The organism is Microbacterium memoriense (assembly GCF_025398275.1).
Classification (GTDB): domain Bacteria; phylum Actinomycetota; class Actinomycetes; order Actinomycetales; family Microbacteriaceae; genus Microbacterium; species Microbacterium memoriense.
In genome coordinates this window covers 189,158-212,016 of the sequence record NZ_JAODOR010000008.1, presented here as the reverse complement: position 1 = coordinate 212,016, position 22,859 = coordinate 189,158, and the positions used below count along the sequence as shown (strand labels likewise).

Sequence of the window (22,859 nt, the reverse complement as noted above, 5' to 3'; positions counted from 1 at the left end):
GGTGGCCTTTTCTCGTTAACGCGCGTGCGCGCATCCGAGACCGATGACAGATGAAGGACGCCCCCGCCGCGACGGTGGCAACCCCCGATACTCCTCCGATGCGCAGTCGCATCGCCTTCAGTGAGGGTGTCAGCTCTCCCTCGAACTCACCGGGACGACCACGACCTCCGGCATCCACGCCCACGCGCTCGTGTGACTCGTCTTGCGCGAGAGCGCCGCGATGTCAACCCGTTGGGTGGATGCGGACCGCACCCTCTAACGTAGAGGGCGCGCGGCAGCCCGCGCGTACCCGGGGGGATGTCATGACGGAGGGGATGGAGCAGTCGCTCCCGACCGCACCGGTGCGACCCGGCGGTCGGCGCCTCGGCGGGCGCTACATTCTGCAGTCACCCATCGGCGAAGGCGGCATGGGCGTCGTCCATCTCGCCCAGGACGAGTTGCTCGGACGGACCGTTGCGATCAAGGTCTTCCGGGAGGGGACAGCGGATGCCGCACGTGCGACGTCCGAGACGCGACTGCTCGCGGGACTGAACCACCCCGCCCTGGTGACGCTGTTCGACGCGCACGTCGAGGGGCCCGCGCCCAACTACCTCGTGATGGAGTTCGTGGACGGTCCGACCCTCGCCGGCCGCATCCTGCGGGGCCCGATCCCCGAGGATGTCGTGGCGACGGTGGCCCGCGACCTCGCGGACGCGCTCCACGTCGTGCACGCCGCGGGGGTCGTGCATCGTGACATAAAACCGTCCAACGTGCTGCTGCGCACGTCCCCCGTTCCGGGTGAGGAGTTCCGGGCGAAGCTGGCGGATTTCGGCATCGCGTACCTCGTCGACTCGACACGACTGACCACCCCCGGGCTGCTGATCGGCACGGCCGCCTACGTGAGCCCGGAGCAGGTCCGCGGCGCCGCCCCGACCCCGGCCGCCGACATCTACGCCCTCGGGCTCGTCCTGCTCGAGTCGCTCACGGGCGTTCGGGCGTTCGCGCAGAAGACGCCCCATGAGGCGGCACTGGCCCGCTTGTCACAGGCCCCGCCGGTCCCGGCGCATCTGGGGTCGGAATGGGCGGCCCTCCTCACGAGCATGACCGCCGCCGAACCTGCTGATCGGCCTTCAGCACTCGACGTCGTCGTCGCGGTCAGCGGCTTCGGCGGATCGGGTGGTGACGCAGCGGCAGCTGCCGCACCGGCGGCCACGGCACTCGCGCCGGCGATCACCATCGCGGACGGCCCGGTGGCGAGCGACTCCGGTGTGTCTGGGCCTCCGGTCGACCATGACGGCGTGACGCGCGTGTGGGAGGAGCCGTTGTCCGCAGCTCCGGGTGCGCCGCAGCCGGAGCGCGCTCGATGGCTCCCATTCGCGGTGGTGGCCGCCATCCTCCTCGCGTTCGCCATCTCCGGCCTGATCATCTGGGGATCCCTCGCGGCGCCGCCCGCCGAACCGGTGCTGCCGAGCATCGAAGACCCGCTCGGCGCCCACCTCGATCAGCTCTGGGACTCGGTGACACCATGACCTCCGCCTTCCGCGTCGCGGCCTCCGTGGCCATCGCGACCTTCGCGATCCTGCTGGCGGCCTGCGCCGGCCCCGCCCCGGGTCTCGCCGACGCGGCCGGCCGGGACATGCAGGAGACCGTCGCGGCCGTCGCCGCGCACGTCGCGGCGGGGGACACCGCAGCGGCACTTTCCGAGCTCGATGCGCTGCAGCAGCGCCTCGACACGGCGGGTGCTGCAGACGAGATCACGGCCTCGCGGGCGGCGTCCGTGCAGCGCTCGATCGATCTGGTCCGGGCCGACCTGGAGGCCATCGCGGCGGCGACGGTGCCGCCCGCCCCGGCGGTGACGGAGGACACCGGCGGCGGAAGCGCGGAGACGCCCGGCGACGGGTCGACCGACGTCAGTGGGAACAGCGGCAACAGCGGGAACAGCGGCAAGGACAAAAACGACAACGGCAAGAACGACGGCAACGGCAACGGCAACAACGGCAACGGCAACGGCAACGGCAAGGGGAATGGCGGCTGACACCGGGTGATCCGGTCGCCACGCGTGCCTTCGGTGATCCAGGCGGCGCCCGGGGGAGGTCAGCGGAAGAGCTCCTGCAGCCGCTGCACGCCCGCGAGGATCTGGTCATCGCCGAGTGCGTACGACAGGCGCAGGTATCCGGACGGGCCGAACGCCTCGCCGGGGACGACGGCCACCTCGGCCTTGTCCAGGATGAGATCGGCCAGCTCTAGGGAGGTGGTCGGGGTGACCCCGGCCCATTCCCGGCCGAGGAGTCCCGTGACGTCAGGGTAGACGTAGAACGCGCCGAGCGGGTTCGGCACCGTGACGCCGGGGATCTTCGACAGCTCGCCGACGATGAGCGTCCGGCGGCGGTCGAAAGCCTGACGCATCTGCTCGACCTCGGTCTGCGGCCCGGTCAGCGCCGCCAGCGCCGCCCGCTGCGCGATGTTGTTGACGTTCGAGCTGAGGTGCGACTGCAGGTTCGCGGCGACTTTGATGGCGTCGGCGGGGCCGACCATCCAGCCCACCCGCCATCCGGTCATCGCGTACGTCTTCGCGACGCCGTTGACGAGGATCGTCTGTCCGGCGAGCTCGGGCACGGCCTCGACGATCGAGACGGCACGCACACCCTCGTAGACGAGGTTCTGGTAGATCTCGTCGCTGATGACCCAGATGCCGTGCTCGAGCGCCCATTCACCGATCGCGCGGGTCTCCTCGGGTGTGTAGACCGCGCCGGTCGGGTTGGACGGCGAGACGAAGACGAGCACCGTCGTCTTGTCGGTGCGGGCGGCCTCGAGCTGCGCGACGGTGACCTTGTAGTCCTGGTCTGCTCCGGCGAAGACCTCGACGGGGGTCCCGTCGGCCAGCGTGATCGCTTCCGGGTAGGTCGTCCAGTACGGCGCGGGCAGCAGCACTTCGTCACCGGGGTTCACGACCGCCTGGAACGCCTGGTAGACCGCCTGCTTGCCGCCGTTGGTCACGACGACCTGCGACGCCGCGACCTCGAGACCCGAGTCGCGCAGCGTCTTGGCGGCGATCGCCTCGCGCAGGACGGGGAGTCCGGCAGCGGGCGTGTAGCGATAGTTCGCGGGGTCGTGCAGCGCCTCGGCGGCGGCATCCACGATGAACTGCGGCGTCGCGAAGTCGGGCTCGCCCGCCGCGTAGGAGATCACGGGGCGACCGGCCGCTTGGAGAGCCTTGGCTTTCGCGTCGACCTTGAGTGTCGCCGACTCGGCGATGGCGGACAGTTTGCGGGAGAGCGGAGCGCGTTCGGTCACGGTTCGAGCGTAGTCGGCTCACGCCACGGATGTGCGGTCAGGGATCGACTGTGCCGAACAGACCTTCGCCGTAGTTCACCAGCGCGTCATACGCCTCGCCGTACGTCTTCGGGACGGCGGATTCGCGGCTGAATCGCGACATGAGCAGCCCAAGGAGCCCCCGTGCCGGCGACGTCAGCGGGCGGCGTTTGTGTGCCTCGGTCGTGTGTTCGGCGACAGCCTCGGGGTTCGCTGGTTTCCACAGCGACGTCGGCTTCGGCCAGGTGTAGGGCTGGCGGGGCGACGAGCTGTTGATCGCGTTGAAGATCGGGTTGGCCCCGGCATCCCGCGCATTGAGCGGGCGCAGCCCGTGCTGGCGGCAGAGAGTGTTGATGATCGAGCCGTGGTGCATCTCGTCGTGGATCACGGTTCCGGCGGCCGTGTAGGCGCTCACGACGATGGCCGGCACTCGGAGGCCGAGGCGATCGAACGCGAATCCCATTTCGCCGGGTTCGCCTGTTCCGGGAGGAGTCGCGCCCGGAGGGGCGACATGATCGAAGGTCCCACCGTGCTCGTCGAACGTGATGACGAGCGCTGTGTTCATCGCGTTCGACCCGGTCGTGTTGCGGCTGGAGCGGACGGCATCATAGATGTCCTGAACGAGCTTGTCTCCGGCGCGGACGTCGGAGTGCGCACTGTTGTCGATCTGGAGCTTCGACCCGTCGTCGAGTTTCAGCTCACCGTCGCGAAGCTCTCCCCACGGTGGGTGCATGTCGTTGTGGTTGAACACCATCCGCGGCTCGACGAACGCGTAGGCCGGCAGTGTGCCGCCGCGCACATCGGCATAGAACTGGTCCATGTCGCGGAAGTTCGTCTTCCAGTACCGCTCCAGAACCGAGGCGTGCAGCATTCCGGTGAGAGAGGCGAGCTGGGTGGGGTCGTAATAGACGCGCCACGGGATGCCGGCTTCCTCCAACCGGTTGAAGATCGTCGGCGTGACCGGCGCATTGATCCACTTCTCGTAGTCGTCGCCGTTGTGGTTCGTGACGTACCCGTGCGACGTGGAGGCGTGGAAGAACGAGCGGTTGCAGAAGGTTTGCGAGGGCACCCCGGCGAACCAGCGATCGTAGACGGCGAACTCGCGGGCGAGCGTCGAGATCACCGGCAGCATTTCGGGCGTGAAGCCACCCATCGCGACGCTGTATTCATCGGCGGTCGGCTCGCGGCGTTTGCTCAGCCGGTAGTTGACGATGTAGTCCGTGACGAAACGTCGTTGGTCGGCGTCTGCTCCTCCGCGGGGGAGTTGAAGGGAGCCGCGATCGGGCCGTTCGTCAGGTCGGCGTTGGAGGCCGGGTCGATCACTCCGAAGAGCTGAGTGTTGACGTGAGGGTAGGTTTCGCCGGGATCAGGTTGCGGCTGCTGCATGATCGCGTCGGTCGACCCGCTGTAGATGCTCGGCGCCGTCTGGCTGGCGGTGTGGATCGACCGGCGCATCGAGCGACGATCACACGGGAGAGGGCCGGATGCCGACGCACCCGCCCCGCTCTCTCACGCAGCGTCCGATCGCGTCAGCTGAACTGATTCATCGTGTTGTCTTTGCCGCCGGCCTTGAGGGCCGCGTCGCCGGCGAAGTACTCCTTGTGGTTGTCGCCGATGTCGCTTCCGGCCATGTTCTGGTGCCGGACGGTCGCGATCCCCTCGCGGATCTCGCGACGTTGGACACCCTTGACGTAAGCGAGCATGCCCTCGTCTCCGAAGTAGCCCTTTGCCAGATCATCGGTCGACAGTGCGGCCGTGTGGTAGGTCGGCAGCGTGATCAGGTGATGGAAGATGCCGGCCCGAGCCGAACTGTCCTTCTGGAACGAACGGATCATGTCGTCGGCGTAGCGGGCGAGGTCCGTCTCGTCGTACGTGACGTCCATGAGGTCGGCCCGGTCGTACGCAGACATGTCCTGACCCTGCTGGGCGAGCGCGTCGTACGCCTGCTGGCGGAAGTTGAGTGTCCAGTTGAACGACGGGCTGTTGTTGTAGACGAGCTTCGCGGTGGGCACCGCTGCGCGGATCTCATCGACCATCCCGGCGATCTGAGCGATGTGCGGTTTCTCAGTCTCGATCCAGAGCAGGTCCGCGCCGTTCTGCAGTGACGTGATGCAGTCGAGCACGCAGCGCGCCTCACCCGTGCCGGGACGGAACTGGTACAGGTTGCTCGCCAGCCGCTTCGGGCGCAGCAGCTGGCCGTCACGAGTGATCACCACATCGCCGTTACCGAGCATGTCGGGGGAGACCTCTTCGACATCGAGGAACGCGTTGTACTGATCTCCGAGGTCTCCGGGCTCGTGCGAGACGGCGAGCTTTTGCGTGAGCCCGGCGCCGAGTGAGTCGGTGCGGGCGACGATCACGCCGTTGTCGATGCCCAATTCGAGGAATGCGTAGCGGATCGCGTTGATCTTCGCGAGGAAGTCCTCGTGCGGCACCGTGACCTTGCCGTCCTGGTGACCGCACTGCTTCTCATCCGACACCTGGTTCTCGATCTGGATCGCGCACGCGCCCGCCTCGATCATCTTCTTCGCGAGAAGGTACGTCGCTTCGGGGTTTCCGAAGCCGGCGTCGATGTCGGCGATGATGGGAACGACGTGCGTCTCGTACGTGTCGATCTGAGACTGGATGAACTCGACGGCCGTCTCGTCGCCGGCGGCGCGAGCGTCGTCGAGCTTCGCGAACAACAGGTCGAGTTCCCGGGCATCCGCTTGCCGCAAGAACGTGTACAACTCGGTGATGAGCGCGGGCACCGAGGTCTTCTCGTGCATCGACTGGTCCGGCAGAGGTCCGAACTCCGAGCGGAGTGCCGCGACCATCCACCCCGAGAGGTAGAGGTAGCGCTTGTCGGTGGACTTCAGGTGCTTCTTGATCGAGATGAGCTTCTGCTGTCCGATGAATCCGTGCCAGACCCCGAGCGACTGCGTGTACGCGGAGGAGTCGCCGTCGTACTCGGCCATATCCCGGCGCATGATGTCGGCGGTGTACTGCGCGATCTCCAGACCCGTCCGGAAACGATTCTGCGCACGCATGCGGGCGACATTCTCGGGATCGATCGCGTGCCAGGCGGAGCCGATCTGGGTCTTGAGTGCGTCGATGGATCGGACGTCGTCGTCGTATGTGGTCATGTCGGTTCTCTTTCGGTGTCGTTGGTTGTGAAGGAGGGGGCGCTCAGTCGGCGTCGACGAGGTAGTTCGAATAGGCCGTGAGCGTCAGGAACGTGGGGAAGTCGTCGCCGAGCGCTACCTCGCGGAAGATCTCCGCGGCGTCGTCGAACCGGTCGCCGCCGGTGCGTGTCACTTCGCCCAGCACCCGCGCGATCAGCCCTTCGATGTACTCGCGGGTGATCTTCGTGCCGTCGTCGGTCGAACGGTCCTGATGGATCCACTGCCACACCTGGGACCGGGAGATCTCGGCGGTCGCGGCATCCTCCATCAGGTTGTCGATCGCGACGGCGCCCAGGCCACGCAGCCACGCCTCGATGTAGCGGATCGCCACCGACACGTTGCCGTACACGCCGGCGGTCGAGATCGGCAGGCCGATGTGCACATCGATGAGCTGTGACGCCTGCACGTGCACCTCGGGGCGCTGGCGATCGACCTGGTTGGGCCGCTCGCCCAACACGGCGTCGAACTCCGCCTGAGCCACGGGGATCAGATCCGGGTGGGCGACCCAGGTGCCGTCGAAGCCGTCGCCGGCTTCACGCTTCTTGTCCGCGGAAACCTTCTCGAACGCCTGCGCCGTGACCTCCGGGTCGCGGCGGTTCGGGATGAATGCGCTCATGCCGCCGATTGCGAAGGCGCCGCGCTTGTGGCACGTCTGCACCAGCAGGTCGGTGTAGGCGCGCATGAACGGCACGGTCATCGTGACCTGACTGCGATCGGGCAGGACGAAGCGTGCTCCGCGACCGCGGTAGTTCTTGATCATCGAGAAGATGTAATCCCAGCGGCCCGCGTTGAGACCGGCGATGTGGTCGCGCAGTTCGAAAAGGATCTCTTCCATCTCGAACGCGGCCGGCAGCGTCTCGATCAGCACGGTCGCCCGAATGGTTCCGTGCGCGATGCCGACGTAGTCCTCACTGAAGGTGAAGACATCGTCCCAGAGCTTCGCCTCTTCGGCCGATTCGATCTTCGGGAGGTAGAAGTACGGGCCGACACCGTTGTCGATGAGCCGCTGGGCGTTGTGGAAGAAGTACAGGCCGAAGTCGACCAGCGAACCGGATGCCGCAAGTTCACGGCCCGCGCGGTCGGTCAGCGTGATGTGCTTCTCGACAAGGTGCCAGCCGCGCGGGCGCATCACGATCGTCGGCGTGCGTTCGGCGGTGACCTCGTAGACCTTGCCCTCGGGGCTCGTGAAGGTCAACTCGCCGCGGATGGCATCGCGGAGCGACAGCTGGCCCTCGATGACGTTGCGCCAGGTCGGGCTGGTCGCATCCTCCTGATCGGCGAGCCAGACCTTCGCGCCCGAGTTCAGCGCGTTGATCGTCATCTTCGGGTCGGTGGGGCCGGTGATCTCGACACGGCGGTCCTCGAGGCCGGGGCCGGCTCCCGCGACACGCCAATCGGCATCGTCGCGGATGTGCGCAGTGTCGGCGCGGAACTGAGGATCGTGGCCGTTGCCGATCTCGAACCGACGGCGCATGCGGTCAGCAAGCCGGTCATGGCGACGACCTCCGAAGCGGATGTGCAGATCGGCGACGAACGCGAGCGCTTCGGGAGTCAGGATCTCGTCGTAACGAGGGCGCATCGTGCCCGTGATCGTGATGGGCGCGGTGCCGGTGGCGGTGGGAGTCATGGCCCTGTCCTTCTGCGTTGATGGTGGCGGTGGCATCGACCTTGCGGCCTCTGGCATCCACTCTCAGTGAAAGTTCGCACCCCCTGTGACCAAAACGGCTGTGAAGTTTTGCCGAAATTCACGTTTCATGACACACTTCCCGTCATGACGAACGATGAAGTCCGCTCGGACCACGTCGCCGACGCCCTCACGATCGGCCGCCGGATCCGCCAGTTGCGGACGGCGAAGTCGATGACGCTCGACGAGCTGGCGGCATCCGTGGAACGCGCCCCCAGTCAGCTGTCGATGATCGAAACCGGCAAGCGCGAACCGAAGCTGACGCTCCTGCAGGCCATCGCTCACGCGCTCGGGACGACGATCGACCAGTTGCTCGAAGCGCAGCCGCTCGACCAGCGCGCCACGCGCGAGATCGCCCTCGAGCGCGCCATGAAGGGACCGACGTTCCAGGCGCTCGGCATCGCGCCGTTCCGGATCGGCAAGGCAGTCCCCGACGAAGCCCTGCACGCGATGCTCGTCCTGCAGGCCGAGATCGAGCGGCTCACGGACGAGCGTTCCGCGACGCCCGAAGAGGCGCGGCGCGCCAACGTCGAGTTGCGTCATCTCATGCGTCGGCAAGACAACTACTTCGCCGAGCTCGAAGACCATGCGCGCGCGATCCTCGATGCCGTCGACCATCCCGGCGGTCCCCTGACGCAGCGCACGGCGTCTGACATCGCGGCGCACCTCGGGTTCTCCCTGCACTACGTCGCCGACTTGCCGCAGTCCACCCGCAGCGTCGCCGACCTCAAGAACGGCCGCCTCTATCTCTCGAGCACGGTTCCCGCGAAGGGCGATTCGCGTACCGCGGTGTTGCAGGCGCTGGCCAGTCGCATTTTGGGGCACAGCGAGCCGCGCTCTTATGCGGAGTTCTTGCGGCAACGGGTCGAAACCAATTACTTGACCGGGGCGCTCCTCATCCCCGAGGCGCACGCCGTGCCGTTCCTTCAGGATGCGAAAGCGCGTCGTGCGATCTCGATCGAAGACCTCCGCGACGCCTACTCCGTCTCGTACGAGACGGCGGCGCACCGGTTCACGAACCTCGCCACCCGGCACCTCGACATTCCGGTGCACTTCCTGAAAGTGCACGAGTCGGGCACGATCACGAAGGCCTACGAGAACGACGACGTGAACTTCCCCGCCGATCGACTCGGCTCGATCGAGGGGCAGTTGTGCTGTCGACGGTGGACGAGTCGGACAGTGTTCGACGTGCCCGACAAGTTCAACCCGTACTACCAATACACCGACACCGGCAACGGGACGTTCTGGTGCACGGCGCGCGTGGAAGCGTCGAGTGAAGGGGCGCACTCGGTGAGCGTGGGTGTGCGCTTCGACGATACGAAGTGGTTCATCGGTCGCGAAACGGCTCACCGTGGGATCTCACGGCACTCGGCCGAGGTGTGCTGCCGACGCGCCCCGGAGGGTCTGGAGGCGACATGGCGCGATCAGGCGTGGCCGAACGTCCGGACTCCGCGGACGCTCCTGGCCACCCTCCCGACCGGGGCCTTCCCCGGGGTCGACACAACCGACCTGTACGAGTTCCTGGACGCGCACTCACCGGCATCCTGACTCAGGCGTCAGGCCGTCGAGACGAGCGCGGCCCAGAGTTCGGCGCGTGCGGGGAAGGCCGACAGGTCGACGCGCAACAACGTCTGCGCCTGAGCCACGCGTGCGCGCACTGTATGGCGGTGGATGCCGAGGCTCCGTGCGGCGGCGTCGATCCGCGCATCGTGCTCGAGCCAGACCCGGACGGTCGACAGGAGTACCGTGCCGTGCGCTTCGTCGTGCGTGCGGAGCGGCGCGAGGTGGGCTTCGGCGACGGCGCGGGCGTCCGGCCCGGCGAGCTGGGCGAGCACCCCCTCCCCAGCGAGATCATCGAAGCGGGCTACGTGGCCGATCGTGCCTCGTCGGTTGCGCGCGGTCACCGCTTGCGCATGCGCATGCGCGAACGCCGTGTACGCGCTCGTCTGGGAGGCGCCGATGGTTGCGCCGAAGAGGGTCGCGAACTCGTCGAGAAGATCATGGTCCTCCGCGGAGACGGCGATGACGAGGCCCGCGGCACCGCGCCCATGGAAGACGGAGCGATCGGTCCGACGCAGCTCCAGCCAGTCAGCGGCGGCATCGGCTCGGGCGGGGGCGACGGTGGCCACCGCCACCACGATGGGCGCCGAGGGCAGGGCGCCCCACAACTCGCGGGCGACCCGCCGCGCGAGGCTGGGGTCATCGGTCAAGAGGCTGTGCACGAGGCCGGCACGCAGCAGATCGCGTGCGCGATTGAGTCCGACGTTCTGTTCGAGTGCGAGGCCGGCCATCGCGATGACGGAGGTCACCACGCCACGGCCCTCGAGGTCCAGTTCGCCGCCGGCGATGACGATCGCGCCGCGGAGATGCCCGCCGCGCCCCAGGGTCTGCAGAGTGAAGCGCTCGCCGCCGATCTCGACGCTCGATCCCGCGCGCGCACCGCGTCGGAGCACCGCACCGACTTCTGCGGTCAGTTCGACCCGGACGTCCGGGTCGAGCCCACCCGAGGGGTGCTCCCGGGCCAAAGCCCCGGTCGCGTCGAAGAGCCCGGTCCACGCGCCGAGCTGGCGGCCGAGCTCGGCCACCGTCGCGCCGAGGCCGTCAGGCCGCAGTGCGGCGAGCGAGATCGCCCGCTGCGCCGACAGCGCCCACGTGCGGCGCGCGTAGGCCTGGGCGGCGACCGCCTCGGCATTCGCGCGGGCCAGGGCGATGAAGGGCGTGCGATACGGGACCTCGAACAGCGGCATCCCCGCGTCCCGGCACGCCTCGGCCAAGGCAGGGGGGATGCCGTCCCGCACCACTTCGGTGCCGAACCCGAGTCCCTGCACTCCCCGGCTGCGCAGGCGGGTGACGTACGCGCGGTAGTCGTCCGGCTCGGCGTCGACCGCGAACTGCGTGCCGGTGGTCAGCAGGAGCAGGTCGTCGGCGAGGAACGGTGTCGGATCGGCGAGGTCCGAACTGTGCACCCACCGCAGTGGTGCATCGAGCGCATCCGGACGCAGAGCGTCCTCAGCGGAATCCAGCCGCAGTCCGAGTTCTCGGCGTCCGAGCAACGCGCGCAGCGTGGGCTGAGGGTCATTGCTCATGCGCACCTCCGTCGGTGATGGACGCGGTGTATACCGCACAGTGGAAAATGTACACCGGGGAAGGTGTCTGCGACGGGCGTCGCGGCCTACGCTCACCGGCATGAGCTTCATCGATGCGACTCTCACGATCCCTCTCGGCGGCCCGACGTTGCCGCAGGAACGCCGGCTCGTCACCGCGCTCCCCGGACCGCGGTCGCAGGAACTGCTTGCCCGCAAAGCGGCTGCCGTCGCGGCCGGGGTCGGACACACCGTGCCGATCCACGCGGTTGCTGCGGGGGGTGGCGTCGTGGTCGATGCCGACGGCAACTCCCTCATCGATCTGGGGTCCGGAATCGCCGTGACGACCGTCGGCAGCGCCCACCCGAAAGTCGCGGCCGCGATCGCGGCGCAAGCCGCGCAGTTCACGCACACCTGTTTCATGATCTCGCCGTACGAGGACTACGTCGCCGTCGCCGAGGCGCTGAACCGTCTGACGCCGGGTGACCACGAAAAGAAGACCGCGCTGTTCAACTCCGGTGCCGAAGCGGTCGAGAACGCGGTGAAGATCGCCCGCAAGGCGACGGGACGCCAGGCGGTCGTCGCCTTCGACCACGCCTACCACGGACGCACGAACCTCACGATGGGCCTCACGGCGAAGGCGATGCCGTACAAGAGCGGGTTCGGACCGTTCGCCGGCGAGATCTACCGTGCACCGATGTCGTACCCGTACCGGGACGGGCTGTCGGGAGCGGATGCGGCCGCCCGCGCGATTTCGATCATGGACAAGCAGATCGGCGCCGCGAATCTCGCCGCTGTCATCATCGAGCCGATTCAGGGCGAGGGTGGCTTCATCGTCCCCGCCGAGGGCTTCTTGCCGGCGATCGTGGACTGGTGTCGCGCGAACGGCGTCGTCTTCATCGCCGATGAGGTGCAGTCCGGTTTCGCGCGCACCGGCGTCATGTTCGCGAGCGAACTGTTCGGCATCGTTCCCGATCTCGTCACGACGGCCAAGGGGATCGCGGGGGGCATGCCACTGGCCGCCGTGACGGGTCGCGCCGAGATCATGGATGCGTCGCACAGCGGCGGGCTGGGGGGAACCTACGGAGGAAACCCCGTCGCCTGTGCGGCCGCATTGGCCTCGATCGAGGCGTTCGAGAACGAGGGGCTGCTCGAACGCGCGCGCGAGATCGGGGAGATCCTGCGCGCGCGCCTGGAGTCGATGCAGGCCGGCGATCCGCGTATCGGCGAGGTGCGCGGCTTTGGCGCCATGATCGCCGCCGAGTTCGTCGATCCCGCTACGAAGGCTCCGGATGCCGCGCTCACCGCGGCCGTGGCCAAGGCCGCGATCGCGGAGGGCGTCATCGTCCTGACGTGTGGGACATACGGCAACGTCGTCCGGTTCCTGCCGCCGCTCTCCATCGGCGACAACCTCCTCCACGAGGGCCTCGACGTCGTCGCCGCGGCCCTCGCCGCAGCCTGAGCACCACCGAGTGCGCTGGCTCGTGCCGACCGCGCCGCTCGTGAACACACCTTGACCGGCGCACTCGACACCAACCAGCGCAGTCGCCATCGCGAGAACAGGAATCCACCCATGACCGAGATCACCCGTGACGTTGTCGTCGTCGGAGCTGGTGCCGCGGGGCTCACCGCGGCGCACGAGCTGAAGAAGGCCGGACTGTCGGTCGCGGTGCTGGAAGCGCGCGATCGCGTCGGCGGGAGGCTGTGGACCGACGTCATCGACGGCGCCATGCTCGAGATCGGCGGACAGTGGGTTTCTCCCGACCAGCAGGCGCTGATCGACACCGTTGCCGAGCTCGGGCTCGAGACCTTCAGCCGCTACCGCGAGGGCGACAGCGTCTACGTCGGGCCGGACGGGGTGGCCCACCGTTTCACGGGGGAGTTGTTCCCCGTCTCGCCCGAGACCGAGAAGGTCATCGCCGAGATCACGGAGCGTCTCGACGCCATGGTCGCGGAAATCGACCCGGATCGGCCCTGGGCGCACGAACGCGCCGCCGAGTGGGACAGCGTGTCATGGGACGCGTGGTTGCGGGCGCAGACCGATGACGACGAAGCCGTGCGCAACCTCGCCTTCGCGACCGGCTCGGCGATGCTGACCAAGCCCACTCACAGCTTCTCGCTGCTGCAGTCGTTGCTGATGGCGGCCTCTGCCGGCAGCTACTCGCACTTGGTCGACGCGGATTTCATCCTCGACAAGCGGGTCGTGGGTGGCCTGCAACAGGTCCCGCTGCTGCTTGCCGAGCGCCTCGGTGACGACGTCTTCCTGAACCAGCCGGTACGCACGCTCGAATGGTCGGATGCCGGAGTGACCGCGATCGCCGACGGAATCACGGTGCACGCCCGACAGGCCGTTCTCGCGCTGGCCCCCGTGCTGTACAACCGGATCTCCTTCGTGCCGGCGATGCCGCGGTTCCAGCACCAGATGCACCAGCACCTCTCGATGGGTTTCGTCATCAAGGTCCACGCCGTCTACGACCGTCCGTTCTGGCGTGAGCAGGGGCTCTCCGGTACCGCGTTCAGCCCCTACGAGCTGTCGCACGAGGCGTACGACAACACCAATCACGAAGACGAACGCGGCACACTCGTCGGTTTCGTCTCGGACCAGCACGCCGACGACGTCTTCCTCCTGAGCGCCGAGGAGCGCAAAGAGCGGATCCTCGAATCCCTCTCGCACTACTACGGGCCCGAAGCGAAGAACCCGATCGTCTACTACGAAAGCGACTGGGGCTCGGAAGAGTGGACGCGCGGCGCGTATGCGGCGAGCTTCGATCTCGGCGGTCTGCACCGCTACGGTTCCGAGCTGCGCACGCCCGTCGGGCCCATCCGCTTCGCCTGCAGTGACCTCGCCGGCGCCGGTTATCAGCACGTGGACGGGGCCATCCGTATGGGCCGTCTGGTCGCACAGCAGATCCTGGAGGAGAACCGCACATGACCGCGCACATCGTCGTCGGCTACACCGCGACCAAGACCGGCCGGGATGCCGTGGCCTTCGCCGCGCGCCTCGCCATGGCCACGGGGGCGGTTCTCGACGTCGCGATCATCCTCCCCGCCGACAGCCGGAGCGTCATCACGCCGCCGGATGCCGGCTACGACCGGCTGCTGCGCGAGCAGGCGCAGGCGTGGATCGCCGCGGCGATCGACAAGACGCCCGCCGAGGTCGTCGCCCACGCGCACGTGCGGTCGGCCGAATCGTTCGCGGAAGGCCTGATCTCGCTCGCCGATGATCTGGGCGCATCGCACATCGTCGTCGGCGCGGCCGATGGAGGTCTCCGCGGCCGGCACCGACTGGGAACGACGACGTCTGAGCTCCTGCACTCTTCGGATGTGCCCGTCGTGCTCGTCCCGCGGGGTGCACGCAAGGTCGCCGCCGAGACGGGTGTGACCCGACTGACGGTGGCCGTCGGTACGCGTCCGGGCGCCGACGCCCTCATGGTGGATGCGGCTGCTCTCGCCGCAGCCACCGGCGCGTCCGTGCGACTGCTGTCGTTGCTCACGGTCGACCTGCCGCCGACCGCCGACACCGGAGCGATCCGCCTCGCCGGCTCGACCGAGGCGGACGAAGTCCTGGCCGCCGCGCAGACGGCATTGCCGGAGGGGCTCGTCGTGGAGGTCGTCGTCGCCGACGGAGACAGCATCGAAGACGCCGTCTCCCACCTCGACTGGCAGCCCGGCGAAGTGCTCCTCGCCGGTTCCAGTCGCCTCGCCCAGCCGCGGCGATTGTTCCTCGGGTCGACCGCGGCCAAGATGCTCCACGAAGTCCCCGTTCCCGTCATCGTGGTTCCTCGGACCCACCTGGGCGGCACCACCCAGGAAGGGTCACAGCGATGACTGCACCCGACGCAACACCGCTCGTCTCCGGCGCCACCGAACCGGACGGGAAGGGGGGACTGTCGAGTAAAGGCCTGAGCGCCGGCACGATCGGTCTGATCGGTGCCGTCGTCATCGGTATCTCCTGCATCGCCCCGGCGTACACTTTCACGGCGGCCGTCGGTCCCACCGCATCCGAGGTCGGTGCGCAGATCCCCGCCGTGATCCTCGTCGGATTCATCCCGATGCTGCTGGTCGCCTTCGGCTACCGCGAGCTCAACAACCGCATGCCCGACGCGGGCACGTCCTTCACCTGGGCGTCGCGAGCGTTCGGGCCGTGGGTCGGCTGGATGGCGGGCTGGGGGCTCATCGTCGCGACGATCCTGGTCCTGTCCAACCTCGCCGGCGTCGCCGTCGACTTCCTGTTCCTCCTCCTCTCGCAGATCACCGGCAACCCGGCCATCGCGGACCTCGCCGCGGAGACCTGGATCAACATCGTCGTCTGTCTGCTCTTCATGCTGGGCGCGACATTCGTGTCGTACCGCGACATGCAGACCACCCAGAAACTGCAATACGTGCTGGTGACCTTCCAGGTCGCCGTGCTGCTGTTCTTCGCGGTTGCCGCGATCGTCACCGCCATGAGCGGCAACGGCTTCGACTACCAGCCGTTCGATCTCAACTGGTTCAACCCGTTCGCGATCAGCTCATTCAGCGCGCTCGCCGCCGGTCTCTCGCTGTCGATCTTCATCTTCTGGGGGTGGGATGTCACCCTCACCATGAACGAGGAGACGAAAGACCCCGAGAAGACGCCGGGACGGGCGGCGACGCTCACCGTCGTGACGATCGTTTCGCTCTACCTGCTGCTCGCGGTGGCGATGATCATGTTCGCCGGAGTGGGCAGCGGGGAACTCGGTCTCGGCAACGCCGACATCCAGGACAACGTGTTCTTCTTCCTCTCCGGCCCGGTCCTCGGCCCGCTCGCGTTCCTGGTGTCGCTCGCCGTGCTCACGAGCTCCGCGTCGTCACTCCAGTCCACGTTCGTCGGCCCGGCCCGGACGCTCCTGTCGATGGGGCACTACGGCGCACTGCCGCCGGCGTTCGCGAAGGTGAGCCCGCGGTTCTTCACCCCGGGCTACGCGACGATCATCTCGGCGATCGTGGCATCCGCGTTCTACGTCGTCATGCGCATCGTCAGCGAGAACACGCTGTGGGACACGATCCTGACGCTCGGCATGATGATCTGCTTCTACTACGGCATCACGGCGTTCGCCTGTGTCTGGTACTTCCGCAAGCAGTGGTTCGATTCGACGCGCAACGTCTTCTTCACGTTCCTGTTCCCGCTGATCGGCGGAATCATCCTCGCGGTGCTGTTCTTCACGACGCTGCTCGACTCGATGGATCCCGCCTACGGATCGGGCGCCGAGATCGGCGGAGTCGGCATCGTCTTCATCCTCGGCATGTTGATCATCGTCGTGGGGATCGTCATCATGATCTGGCAAGCGATCAAGCGCCCCGCGTTCTTCCGGGGGGAGACGCTGTCGCTCGATGCCCCCGAGAGCCTCAAGAAGAGGGTGCGCCGATGAGTGTCGAGACCGAGAAGACGCTCCGGGCGTCCCTGCCCACGCAGCTGCTCATCGGTGGTCAGTGGACGGATGCCGCCTCCCGCGCGACGTTCCCGATCTACGACCCGGCGACGGGCGATGTGATCGCCGAGATCGCCGATGCGAGCCCGGAAGACGGTCTCCGCGCCCTCGACGCGGCCGTCGCGGCGCAAGAGGCGTGGGCCGCGACAGCGCCGCGCGAGCGCAGCGACATCCTCCGTCGGGCCTTCGATCTCGTGCAGGAGCGCAAGGAAGACCTGGCGCTCCTCATGACACTCGAGATGGGCAAGCCGCTTGCCGAGGCGCGAGGAGAGGTCGCGTACGGGGGCGAATTCCTGCGCTGGTTCAGCGAGGAAGCCGTGCGCATCGCCGGCCGATACGGGCTCAACCCCGAAGGCACCGGGCGTATGGTCGTCTCGCAACGACCGGTGGGGCCGTGCTTCTTCATCACGCCGTGGAATTTCCCCCTGGCGATGGCGACGCGCAAGATCGCCCCCGCGCTCGCCGCCGGCTGCACGGTCGTCGTCAAGCCGCCCGAGCTCACACCCCTCACGACGCTGCTCTTCGTGCAGCTGCTGCAGGAGGCGGGGCTGCCGGACGGCGTGGTCAACGTCGTGACCACCACTCATTCCGGCGACCTGTCGGCGCCGATCATCGCCGACCCGCGTTTGCGCAAGCTCTCCTTCACGGGCTCGACGTCGGTCGGAAAGAAGCTCATCGCGCAGGCTGCCGAGGGGGTGCTGCGGGTCTCGATGGAACTCGGGGGGAACGCGCCGTTCGTCGTCTTCGACGATGCCGATCTCGACAAGGCGGTCGACGGCGCGATCGCGGCGAAGTTCCGCAACGTCGGGCAGGCGTGCACGGCCGCGAACCGCTTCATCGTGCACACGTCGATCGCCGACGAGTTCGCGCGGCGCGTGACCGGGCGTGTCTCGGCCATGTCCGTGGGGCGCGGGACGGAAGACGGCGTGCAGATCGGTCCGCTGATCGACGAGAAGGCGGTCGCGAAGGCCGACGAACTCGTGACGGATGCCGTGGACCGCGGCGCACGCCTCCTCACAGGCGGCGAGATCCTCGACAGGCCCGGCACGTTCTATGCGCCCACCGTCGTCGCCGATGTCGCGGCGGGGAGCGCGATCCTGCGCGAGGAGATCTTCGGCCCGGTGCTCGCGATCGCGACGTTCACCGACGAGGATGACGCCGTGCGGCTGGCCAACGACACCGAGTACGGACTGGTGTCGTACGTCTTCACGCAAGACCTCGCTCGCGGCCATCGGATGATCGACCGCCTCGAGACCGGGATGATGGGGCTCAACGTCGGCGTCGTCTCCAACGCGGCCGCGCCGTTCGGCGGGGTCAAGCAGTCCGGCGTCGGCCGCGAGGGTGGCCTCGAAGGCATCCACGAATACCTGTCCACCAAATACACGTTGATCCCCGTCGATTGACGCGGGACGAGATCGGAGAGCCATGAGCGACTACGTCGTCGTCAACCCCGCCACGGGCGAGACCCTCGCCACGTACGACACGTTCACCGATGCGCAAGTGGACGACGCTGTCGCCGCTGCCGAGCAGGCGTACCGCACGTGGGGACGCACGTCGTCCGTCGCGGAGCGTGCGGTGCTCATCCGGCGGGTGGCGGAGCTCTATCGTGAACGGCGGGACGAGCTCGCCGCGACGATCGTGCGCGAGATGGGCAAGCCGCTCGCCGCGGCGCTCGGCGAAGTGGACTTCGCCGCCGACATCACCGAGTTCTACGCGGACAACGCCGAAAAGATCATGGCCGACCAGCCGATCGACATCCTGGGCGAGGGGACGGCGGTCATCCGCAAGGCCCCGCTCGGGCCCCTCCTCGGGATCATGCCGTGGAACTTCCCGTATTACCAGGTGGCCCGCTTCGCGGCGCCCAACCTGCTCGTGGGCAACACGATCCTGCTAAAGCATGCGCCGCAGTGCCCCGAATCGTCGGCGGCGATCGAGCAGCTGCACGTGGATGCCGGTTTCCCGGAGGGGGCCTACCTCAACCTCTACGCGACCAATGACCAGGCGGGGTCCATCATCGCCAACCCCCGCGTGCAGGGTGTCTCGCTGACCGGATCGGAGCGGGCCGGCGCCGCAGTCGCCGAGATCGCCGGACGCAACCTCAAGAAGGTCGTGCTCGAGCTCGGGGGCTCCGACCCGTTCGTCCTGCTCTCCACGGATGACCTCGACGCGGCGGTGTCGTCGGCCGTCGAGGCGCGCCTCGACAACACCGGCCAGTCGTGCAACGCAGCCAAGCGGTTCATCGTCGCGGACGAGCTGTACGACGAGTTCCTGGAGAAGTTCACGGCCGGAATGACGGCGGCCACCGTGGGTGACCCGTTCGCCGACGGCACCGATCTCGGCGCGTTGTCGTCGCTCGCGGCAGCCGAACGTCTGCAGGAGCAGGTCGAGCGGGCTGTGGCGCAGGGGGCGACGCTCGTGGCCGGCGGTACCCGCGACGGCGCGTTCTTCGGCGGGACAGTGCTCGCCGACGTCACGCCCGAGATGGATGCCTACCGCGAGGAGTTCTTCGGGCCGGTCGGCGTCGTCTATCGCGCGACGGACGAGGACGACGCGGTCGCGATCGCCAACGGGACACCGTTCGGTCTGGGCTCGTACATCTTCACGACCGATCCCGCTCAAGCCGCCCGTGTGGCCGACCGGATCGAGGCCGGCATGGTCTATGTCAACATCGTCCTCGCCGACAGCCCTGAGCTGCCGTTCGGCGGTGTCAAGCGATCGGGGACGGGGCGCGAGATGGGGCTGTTGGCCGCCGACGAGTTCGTCAACAAAAAGCTGATCCGCATCGCCGGCTGACATGACCCTGCACCGGGCATTTTGTCCGGTGCAGGGTCTGTCGGCGCGCTGCTCGGCGGGCCATGATGGATGCATGGACGAGAACTCGGACGCCGTCACTTTCCTCTCCGACCGTGAGTGCTGGGATCGGCTGAAGGAGCAGCAGCTCGGCCGACTCGTGACCCACGTCGGCGACGTGCTCGACATCTTCCCGGTCAACTACACCGTCGACCGGGACAGCGTCGTCTTCCGCACCGCCGAGGGCAGCAAGTTGACCGAACTCACGATCAACCATCAGGTGCTCTTCGAGGTCGACGAGTACACCGATGCCGATGCCTGGAGTGTCGTCATCCGCGGGACAGCGGTACGGCTGGAGACCGCTGACGAGGTGCGCGCCGCCGACGAATTGCCACTGAAGCCATGGATCCCCACGCTCAAATACCACTACGTGCGGATCGTCGCAGCATCCCTCTCGGGTCGCGACGTGCGCCGAGGCGACGAGCCGGATCGGTACGGCGTGCAGCAGTACTGACGAGCTCGGGCCAATTCGCATGCCGTCGGGGCATGACGTACACTGGGGAGAGCAGTTGAAGTCTGCATTCTTTCGCCGTGCCCGCGGATCGGGAACCTCCTCAACCTCGGTCGTGGTGGATGTGCGGACTTCTCCGAGATCGTGAGATCTCTAGGGCGGTAGCTCAATTGGCAGAGCAGCGGTCTCCAAAACCGCAGGTTGCAGGTTCGATTCCTGTCCGCCCTGCACGCGCCAGCATTCGCTGGCACGGAAGTAAGTCACACAGGTGGGTACATGGTCCAGGAAGAGGCGAACGGCGACGTCGTCGCAACAAGCGGCGTGCCCCGCGAGAAGAAGCTGAACTTCTTCCAGCGGATCGCTCTCTTCATCCGCCAGGTCTTCGCCGAGCTCCGCAAGGTCGTCACCCCGACCCGTCAAGAGCTCGTGAAGTTCACGGCGGTGGTTCTGGGTTTCGTCGTCGTCATGATGGCGATCGTGTACGGCCTCGACTTGCTCTTCACCTGGGTGGTGCAGGTCGTCTTCGGCGTCCCGTCCTGAGTGAGGCTGAGCCTCCTCGAATGCGCGGCCCGCGGCCGCACGACCCACACATGGAAGAGAACGCACGTGTCTGAAAAGTATGTCGACGACGCCGACTGGGCGACCGCTGCCGAGCAGTCCAGCGAGGATGACGAAGCCCAGGAGGGCAACATCCTCGCGGAGGAAGAGCTCGCTTCCGCCCCGGCTGAGCACCTCGCCGTTCACATCGTCGATGACGGGGACGAGCAAGACGACAGCGACCTGGACGACATCGACATCGACGACCCGGAGGCCGACGCCATCGTGAACGACGCACTCGAAATCGACAGGGCCGACGAGGCCGAGGCTGCCGCTGAGGTTCTCACCGACTCGCTCGCCGAAGAAGAGGCTGAGCGCGCTGAGCAGGCTGCCGACGAGGTGCTCCCGTACGACGGACCCGATGTCAACGGCGAGCCTGACGCCGCCGAAGACGGCGAAGCCGAGGAGCAGGACCCGTACGAGGCGTTCCGCGCCGACCTGCGTTCGCTCCCAGGCAAGTGGTACGTCCTGCATTCCTACGCCGGCTTCGAGCGCAAGGTGAAGGCCAACATCGAGCAGCGCAAGAACACGCTCGAGGTCGAAGAGGACATCTACCAGATCGAGGTCCCCATGGAGGACGTCGTCGAGATCAAGAACGGTCAGCGCAAGATGGTCACGCGCGTCCGGATCCCCGGTTACGTGCTCGTGCGCATGGAGCTCAACGAAGACACGTGGTCGGTCGTCCGCCACACACCCGGGGTCACCGGGTTCGTCGGCAACGCGCACAACCCGATCCCGCTGCGCTTCGAAGAAGCCTTCAACATGTTGAAGTCGCTTGTTCAGGTCACCGAGACCGCCCCCACCAAGGGTGGCGGCGCGAAGGGTTCGGCGACGCAGGCGCGCAGTGTCATCACCGAGGTCGACTTCGAGGTCGGCGAGACCATCACCATCAAGGAAGGCTCGTTCGCGGGCCTGCCCGGATCGATCAGCGAGATCAAGCCGGAGAGCGGAAAGCTCACCGTGCTCGTGTCGCTCTTCGAGCGTGAGACTCCGGTCGAGCTGTCGTTCGACCAGGTCACCAAGCAGTAATCAGACTTCCCGGGCTTCGGCCACGGGGGAACCGCGATCCGGAAATGCCGGATGCGCGGGAGAACGGATGCCACCGGCATCCGCTCGAGGAAAGGAAAGAGAATGGCACCCAAGAAGAAGGTGACCGGCCTGATCAAGCTTCAGATCAAGGCTGGCGCCGCCAACCCGGCACCGCCGATCGGGCCCGCGCTCGGTCAGCACGGCGTGAACATCATGGAGTTCTGCAAGGCGTACAACGCCGCGACCGAGTCGCAGCGCGGCAACGTCATCCCCGTCGAGATCACCGTCTACGAGGACCGCAGCTTCACGTTCATCCTGAAGACCCCGCCGGCTGCAGAGCTGATCAAGAAGGCCGCCGGTGTGGCCAAGGGTTCACCCACGCCCCACACCACCAAGGTCGCCAAGCTCACCAAGGATCAGGTCCGCGAGATCGCCGAGGCCAAGATGCCTGACCTGAACGCGAACAACATCGAGGCCGCCTCGCTGATCATCGCCGGCACCGCCCGTTCCATGGGCATCACGGTTGAGGGCTGAGGGAGATAACGATCATGTCTAAGTCCAAGGTTTACGAAGCAGCAGCGGCCAAGATCGACCGCTCCACGTTCTACAACGCCACCGAGGCGGTGCACCTGGCGAAGGAGACCGGCTCGAAGAAGTTCGACTCCACCGTCGAGGTTGCGCTCAAGCTCGCTGTCGACCCGCGCAAGGCGGACCAGATGGTCCGTGGCACGGTCATCCTGCCCCACGGCACGGGCAAGACTGCCCGCGTCATCGTGTTCGCGACGGGCCCGGCGGCTGAGGCTGCCATCGCCGCGGGTGCGGATGAGGTCGGCGGCGCCGAGCTCATCGAGCGTGTCGCCGGCGGATGGGTCGACTTCGACGCCGCCGTCTCGACGCCCGAACTCATGGGCCAGGTCGGTCGCCTCGGCAAGGTCCTGGGTCCCCGCAACCTCATGCCGAACCCCAAGACCGGCACCGTGACTCCGAACCCGGCCAAGGCCGTCGAGGACATCAAGGGTGGAAAGATCGCCTTCCGTGTCGACAAGCACGCCAACGTGCACTTCGTCGTCGGCAAGGTCTCGTTCACGGCCGAGCAGCTCGAAGAGAACTTCAGCGCGGCGATCGAGGAGATCATCCGTCTGAAGCCCTCCAGCGCCAAGGGTCGCTACATCCAGAAGGGTGCTGTGTCGACCACGTTCGGCCCCGGCATCCCGTTGGACGTCAACACCTTCGCCTGATCCCGCGATCAGTCGACATCGA

20 protein-coding genes and 1 tRNA gene are annotated in these 22,859 nt (G+C 67.3%); 15 read left to right on the top strand and 6 right to left on the bottom strand.

The features are described from left to right. The first annotated feature begins 302 nt into the window (after positions 1-302). Both N4R40_RS07440 and N4R40_RS07435 read left to right on the top strand, forming a co-directional pair. Complete coding sequence (locus tag N4R40_RS07440; RefSeq protein WP_261606724.1) at positions 303-1,508, top strand: serine/threonine-protein kinase; 1,206 nt, start codon at positions 303-305, stop codon at positions 1,506-1,508. Then, on the top strand, positions 1,505-2,014 hold the full coding sequence (locus N4R40_RS07435; RefSeq protein WP_261606723.1) for a hypothetical protein: 510 nt from the start codon (positions 1,505-1,507) through the stop codon (positions 2,012-2,014). Before N4R40_RS07440 ends, N4R40_RS07435 begins: the two co-directional genes overlap by 4 nt. Positions 2,015-2,073: 59 nt before the next feature. Here N4R40_RS07435 and N4R40_RS07430 read toward each other — a convergent pair whose 3' ends face one another. The 5 genes from N4R40_RS07430 to aceB form a co-directional block, all read right to left on the bottom strand. Beyond that, positions 2,074-3,273, bottom strand: coding sequence for a pyridoxal phosphate-dependent aminotransferase (locus N4R40_RS07430; RefSeq protein ID WP_261606722.1), 1,200 nt, complete (start codon positions 3,271-3,273; stop codon positions 2,074-2,076). Between the two features lie 37 nt (positions 3,274-3,310). After that, a complete protein-coding gene (locus N4R40_RS07425) occupies positions 3,311-4,444 on the bottom strand; it encodes an alkaline phosphatase family protein (protein WP_261606721.1) in 1,134 nt (377 codons plus the stop codon). A gap of 41 nt (positions 4,445-4,485) precedes the next feature. Next, on the bottom strand, positions 4,486-4,746 hold the full coding sequence (locus N4R40_RS07420) for a hypothetical protein (RefSeq protein WP_261606720.1): 261 nt from the start codon (positions 4,744-4,746) through the stop codon (positions 4,486-4,488). 74 nt (positions 4,747-4,820) lie between these two features. Continuing rightward, positions 4,821-6,416, bottom strand: coding sequence for an isocitrate lyase (locus N4R40_RS07415; RefSeq protein WP_261606719.1), 1,596 nt, complete (start codon positions 6,414-6,416; stop codon positions 4,821-4,823). Positions 6,417-6,459: 43 nt separating this feature from the next. Beyond that, positions 6,460-8,082 carry a malate synthase A gene (gene aceB / locus N4R40_RS07410; RefSeq protein ID WP_261606718.1) on the bottom strand — a complete coding sequence of 541 codons (1,623 nt, stop codon included), beginning with the start codon at positions 8,080-8,082 and terminating at the stop codon, positions 6,460-6,462. Between the two features lie 144 nt (positions 8,083-8,226). Here aceB and N4R40_RS07405 point away from each other — a divergent pair, with 144 nt between their 5' ends. Then, complete coding sequence (locus N4R40_RS07405; protein ID WP_261606717.1) at positions 8,227-9,687, top strand: helix-turn-helix transcriptional regulator; 1,461 nt, start codon at positions 8,227-8,229, stop codon at positions 9,685-9,687. Between the two features lie 8 nt (positions 9,688-9,695). On the opposite strand, the gene N4R40_RS07400 is transcribed toward N4R40_RS07405, so the two are convergent. Next, positions 9,696-11,225: a helix-turn-helix domain-containing protein gene (locus N4R40_RS07400; RefSeq protein ID WP_261606716.1), complete on the bottom strand. Its 1,530-nt coding sequence runs from the start codon at positions 11,223-11,225 to the stop codon at positions 9,696-9,698. 100 nt (positions 11,226-11,325) lie between these two features. Here N4R40_RS07400 and gabT point away from each other — a divergent pair, with 100 nt between their 5' ends. The 12 genes from gabT (at position 11,326) to rplA (ending at position 22,837) form a co-directional block, all read left to right on the top strand. Next, positions 11,326-12,684, top strand: coding sequence for a 4-aminobutyrate--2-oxoglutarate transaminase (gene gabT, locus N4R40_RS07395; protein ID WP_261606715.1), 1,359 nt, complete (start codon positions 11,326-11,328; stop codon positions 12,682-12,684). A gap of 111 nt (positions 12,685-12,795) precedes the next feature. Continuing rightward, complete coding sequence (locus tag N4R40_RS07390) at positions 12,796-14,154, top strand: flavin monoamine oxidase family protein (RefSeq protein ID WP_261606714.1); 1,359 nt, start codon at positions 12,796-12,798, stop codon at positions 14,152-14,154. Next, a complete protein-coding gene (locus N4R40_RS07385; RefSeq protein ID WP_261606713.1) occupies positions 14,151-15,050 on the top strand; it encodes a universal stress protein in 900 nt (299 codons plus the stop codon). Before N4R40_RS07390 ends, N4R40_RS07385 begins: the two co-directional genes overlap by 4 nt. Then, positions 15,047-16,612 carry an APC family permease gene (locus N4R40_RS07380; RefSeq protein WP_261606712.1) on the top strand — a complete coding sequence of 522 codons (1,566 nt, stop codon included), beginning with the start codon at positions 15,047-15,049 and terminating at the stop codon, positions 16,610-16,612. Before N4R40_RS07385 ends, N4R40_RS07380 begins: the two co-directional genes overlap by 4 nt. Beyond that, the gene (locus N4R40_RS07375) at positions 16,609-18,075 is read left to right on the top strand and encodes an NAD-dependent succinate-semialdehyde dehydrogenase (protein WP_261606711.1); all 1,467 of its coding nucleotides are present in this window, start codon (positions 16,609-16,611) and stop codon (positions 18,073-18,075) included. Before N4R40_RS07380 ends, N4R40_RS07375 begins: the two co-directional genes overlap by 4 nt. 22 nt (positions 18,076-18,097) lie before the next feature. Further along, the gene (locus N4R40_RS07370; RefSeq protein WP_261606710.1) at positions 18,098-19,465 is read left to right on the top strand and encodes an NAD-dependent succinate-semialdehyde dehydrogenase; all 1,368 of its coding nucleotides are present in this window, start codon (positions 18,098-18,100) and stop codon (positions 19,463-19,465) included. Positions 19,466-19,538: 73 nt separating this feature from the next. After that, positions 19,539-19,976 carry a pyridoxamine 5'-phosphate oxidase family protein gene (locus N4R40_RS07365; protein WP_261606709.1) on the top strand — a complete coding sequence of 146 codons (438 nt, stop codon included), beginning with the start codon at positions 19,539-19,541 and terminating at the stop codon, positions 19,974-19,976. A gap of 152 nt (positions 19,977-20,128) precedes the next feature. After that, positions 20,129-20,201 (top strand) — tRNA-Trp (locus N4R40_RS07360). Positions 20,202-20,249: 48 nt separating this feature from the next. Further along, complete coding sequence (gene secE, locus N4R40_RS07355; protein ID WP_261606708.1) at positions 20,250-20,513, top strand: preprotein translocase subunit SecE; 264 nt, start codon at positions 20,250-20,252, stop codon at positions 20,511-20,513. A gap of 66 nt (positions 20,514-20,579) precedes the next feature. Next, positions 20,580-21,599: a transcription termination/antitermination protein NusG gene (gene nusG / locus N4R40_RS07350; RefSeq protein ID WP_261606707.1), complete on the top strand. Its 1,020-nt coding sequence runs from the start codon at positions 20,580-20,582 to the stop codon at positions 21,597-21,599. A 102-nt stretch (positions 21,600-21,701) separates the two neighbouring features. Next, entirely contained in the window at positions 21,702-22,133 is a 432-nt protein-coding gene (gene rplK, locus N4R40_RS07345; RefSeq protein WP_261606706.1) for a 50S ribosomal protein L11, read from the top strand. Positions 22,134-22,147: 14 nt separating this feature from the next. Continuing rightward, on the top strand, positions 22,148-22,837 hold the full coding sequence (gene rplA, locus N4R40_RS07340; RefSeq protein WP_261606705.1) for a 50S ribosomal protein L1: 690 nt from the start codon (positions 22,148-22,150) through the stop codon (positions 22,835-22,837). Positions 22,838-22,859 lie beyond the last annotated feature (22 nt).

Coding starts and splice junctions, on each gene's coding strand:
- N4R40_RS07440 (WP_261606724.1), top strand. CDS start 303: ATGACGGAGGGGATGGAGCAGTCGCTCCCGACCGCACCGGTGCGACCC.
- N4R40_RS07435 (WP_261606723.1), top strand. CDS start 1,505: ATGACCTCCGCCTTCCGCGTCGCGGCCTCCGTGGCCATCGCGACCTTC.
- N4R40_RS07425 (WP_261606721.1), bottom strand. CDS start 4,444: ATGGGTGGCTTCACGCCCGAAATGCTGCCGGTGATCTCGACGCTCGCC.
- N4R40_RS07420 (WP_261606720.1), bottom strand. CDS start 4,746: ATGCGCCGGTCGATCCACACCGCCAGCCAGACGGCGCCGAGCATCTAC.
- N4R40_RS07415 (WP_261606719.1), bottom strand. CDS start 6,416: ATGACCACATACGACGACGACGTCCGATCCATCGACGCACTCAAGACC.
- aceB (WP_261606718.1), bottom strand. CDS start 8,082: ATGACTCCCACCGCCACCGGCACCGCGCCCATCACGATCACGGGCACG.
- N4R40_RS07405 (WP_261606717.1), top strand. CDS start 8,227: ATGACGAACGATGAAGTCCGCTCGGACCACGTCGCCGACGCCCTCACG.
- N4R40_RS07400 (WP_261606716.1), bottom strand. CDS start 11,225: ATGAGCAATGACCCTCAGCCCACGCTGCGCGCGTTGCTCGGACGCCGA.
- gabT (WP_261606715.1), top strand. CDS start 11,326: ATGAGCTTCATCGATGCGACTCTCACGATCCCTCTCGGCGGCCCGACG.
- N4R40_RS07390 (WP_261606714.1), top strand. CDS start 12,796: ATGACCGAGATCACCCGTGACGTTGTCGTCGTCGGAGCTGGTGCCGCG.
- N4R40_RS07385 (WP_261606713.1), top strand. CDS start 14,151: ATGACCGCGCACATCGTCGTCGGCTACACCGCGACCAAGACCGGCCGG.
- N4R40_RS07380 (WP_261606712.1), top strand. CDS start 15,047: ATGACTGCACCCGACGCAACACCGCTCGTCTCCGGCGCCACCGAACCG.
- N4R40_RS07375 (WP_261606711.1), top strand. CDS start 16,609: ATGAGTGTCGAGACCGAGAAGACGCTCCGGGCGTCCCTGCCCACGCAG.
- N4R40_RS07370 (WP_261606710.1), top strand. CDS start 18,098: ATGAGCGACTACGTCGTCGTCAACCCCGCCACGGGCGAGACCCTCGCC.
- N4R40_RS07365 (WP_261606709.1), top strand. CDS start 19,539: ATGGACGAGAACTCGGACGCCGTCACTTTCCTCTCCGACCGTGAGTGC.
- secE (WP_261606708.1), top strand. CDS start 20,250: ATGGTCCAGGAAGAGGCGAACGGCGACGTCGTCGCAACAAGCGGCGTG.
- rplK (WP_261606706.1), top strand. CDS start 21,702: ATGGCACCCAAGAAGAAGGTGACCGGCCTGATCAAGCTTCAGATCAAG.
- rplA (WP_261606705.1), top strand. CDS start 22,148: ATGTCTAAGTCCAAGGTTTACGAAGCAGCAGCGGCCAAGATCGACCGC.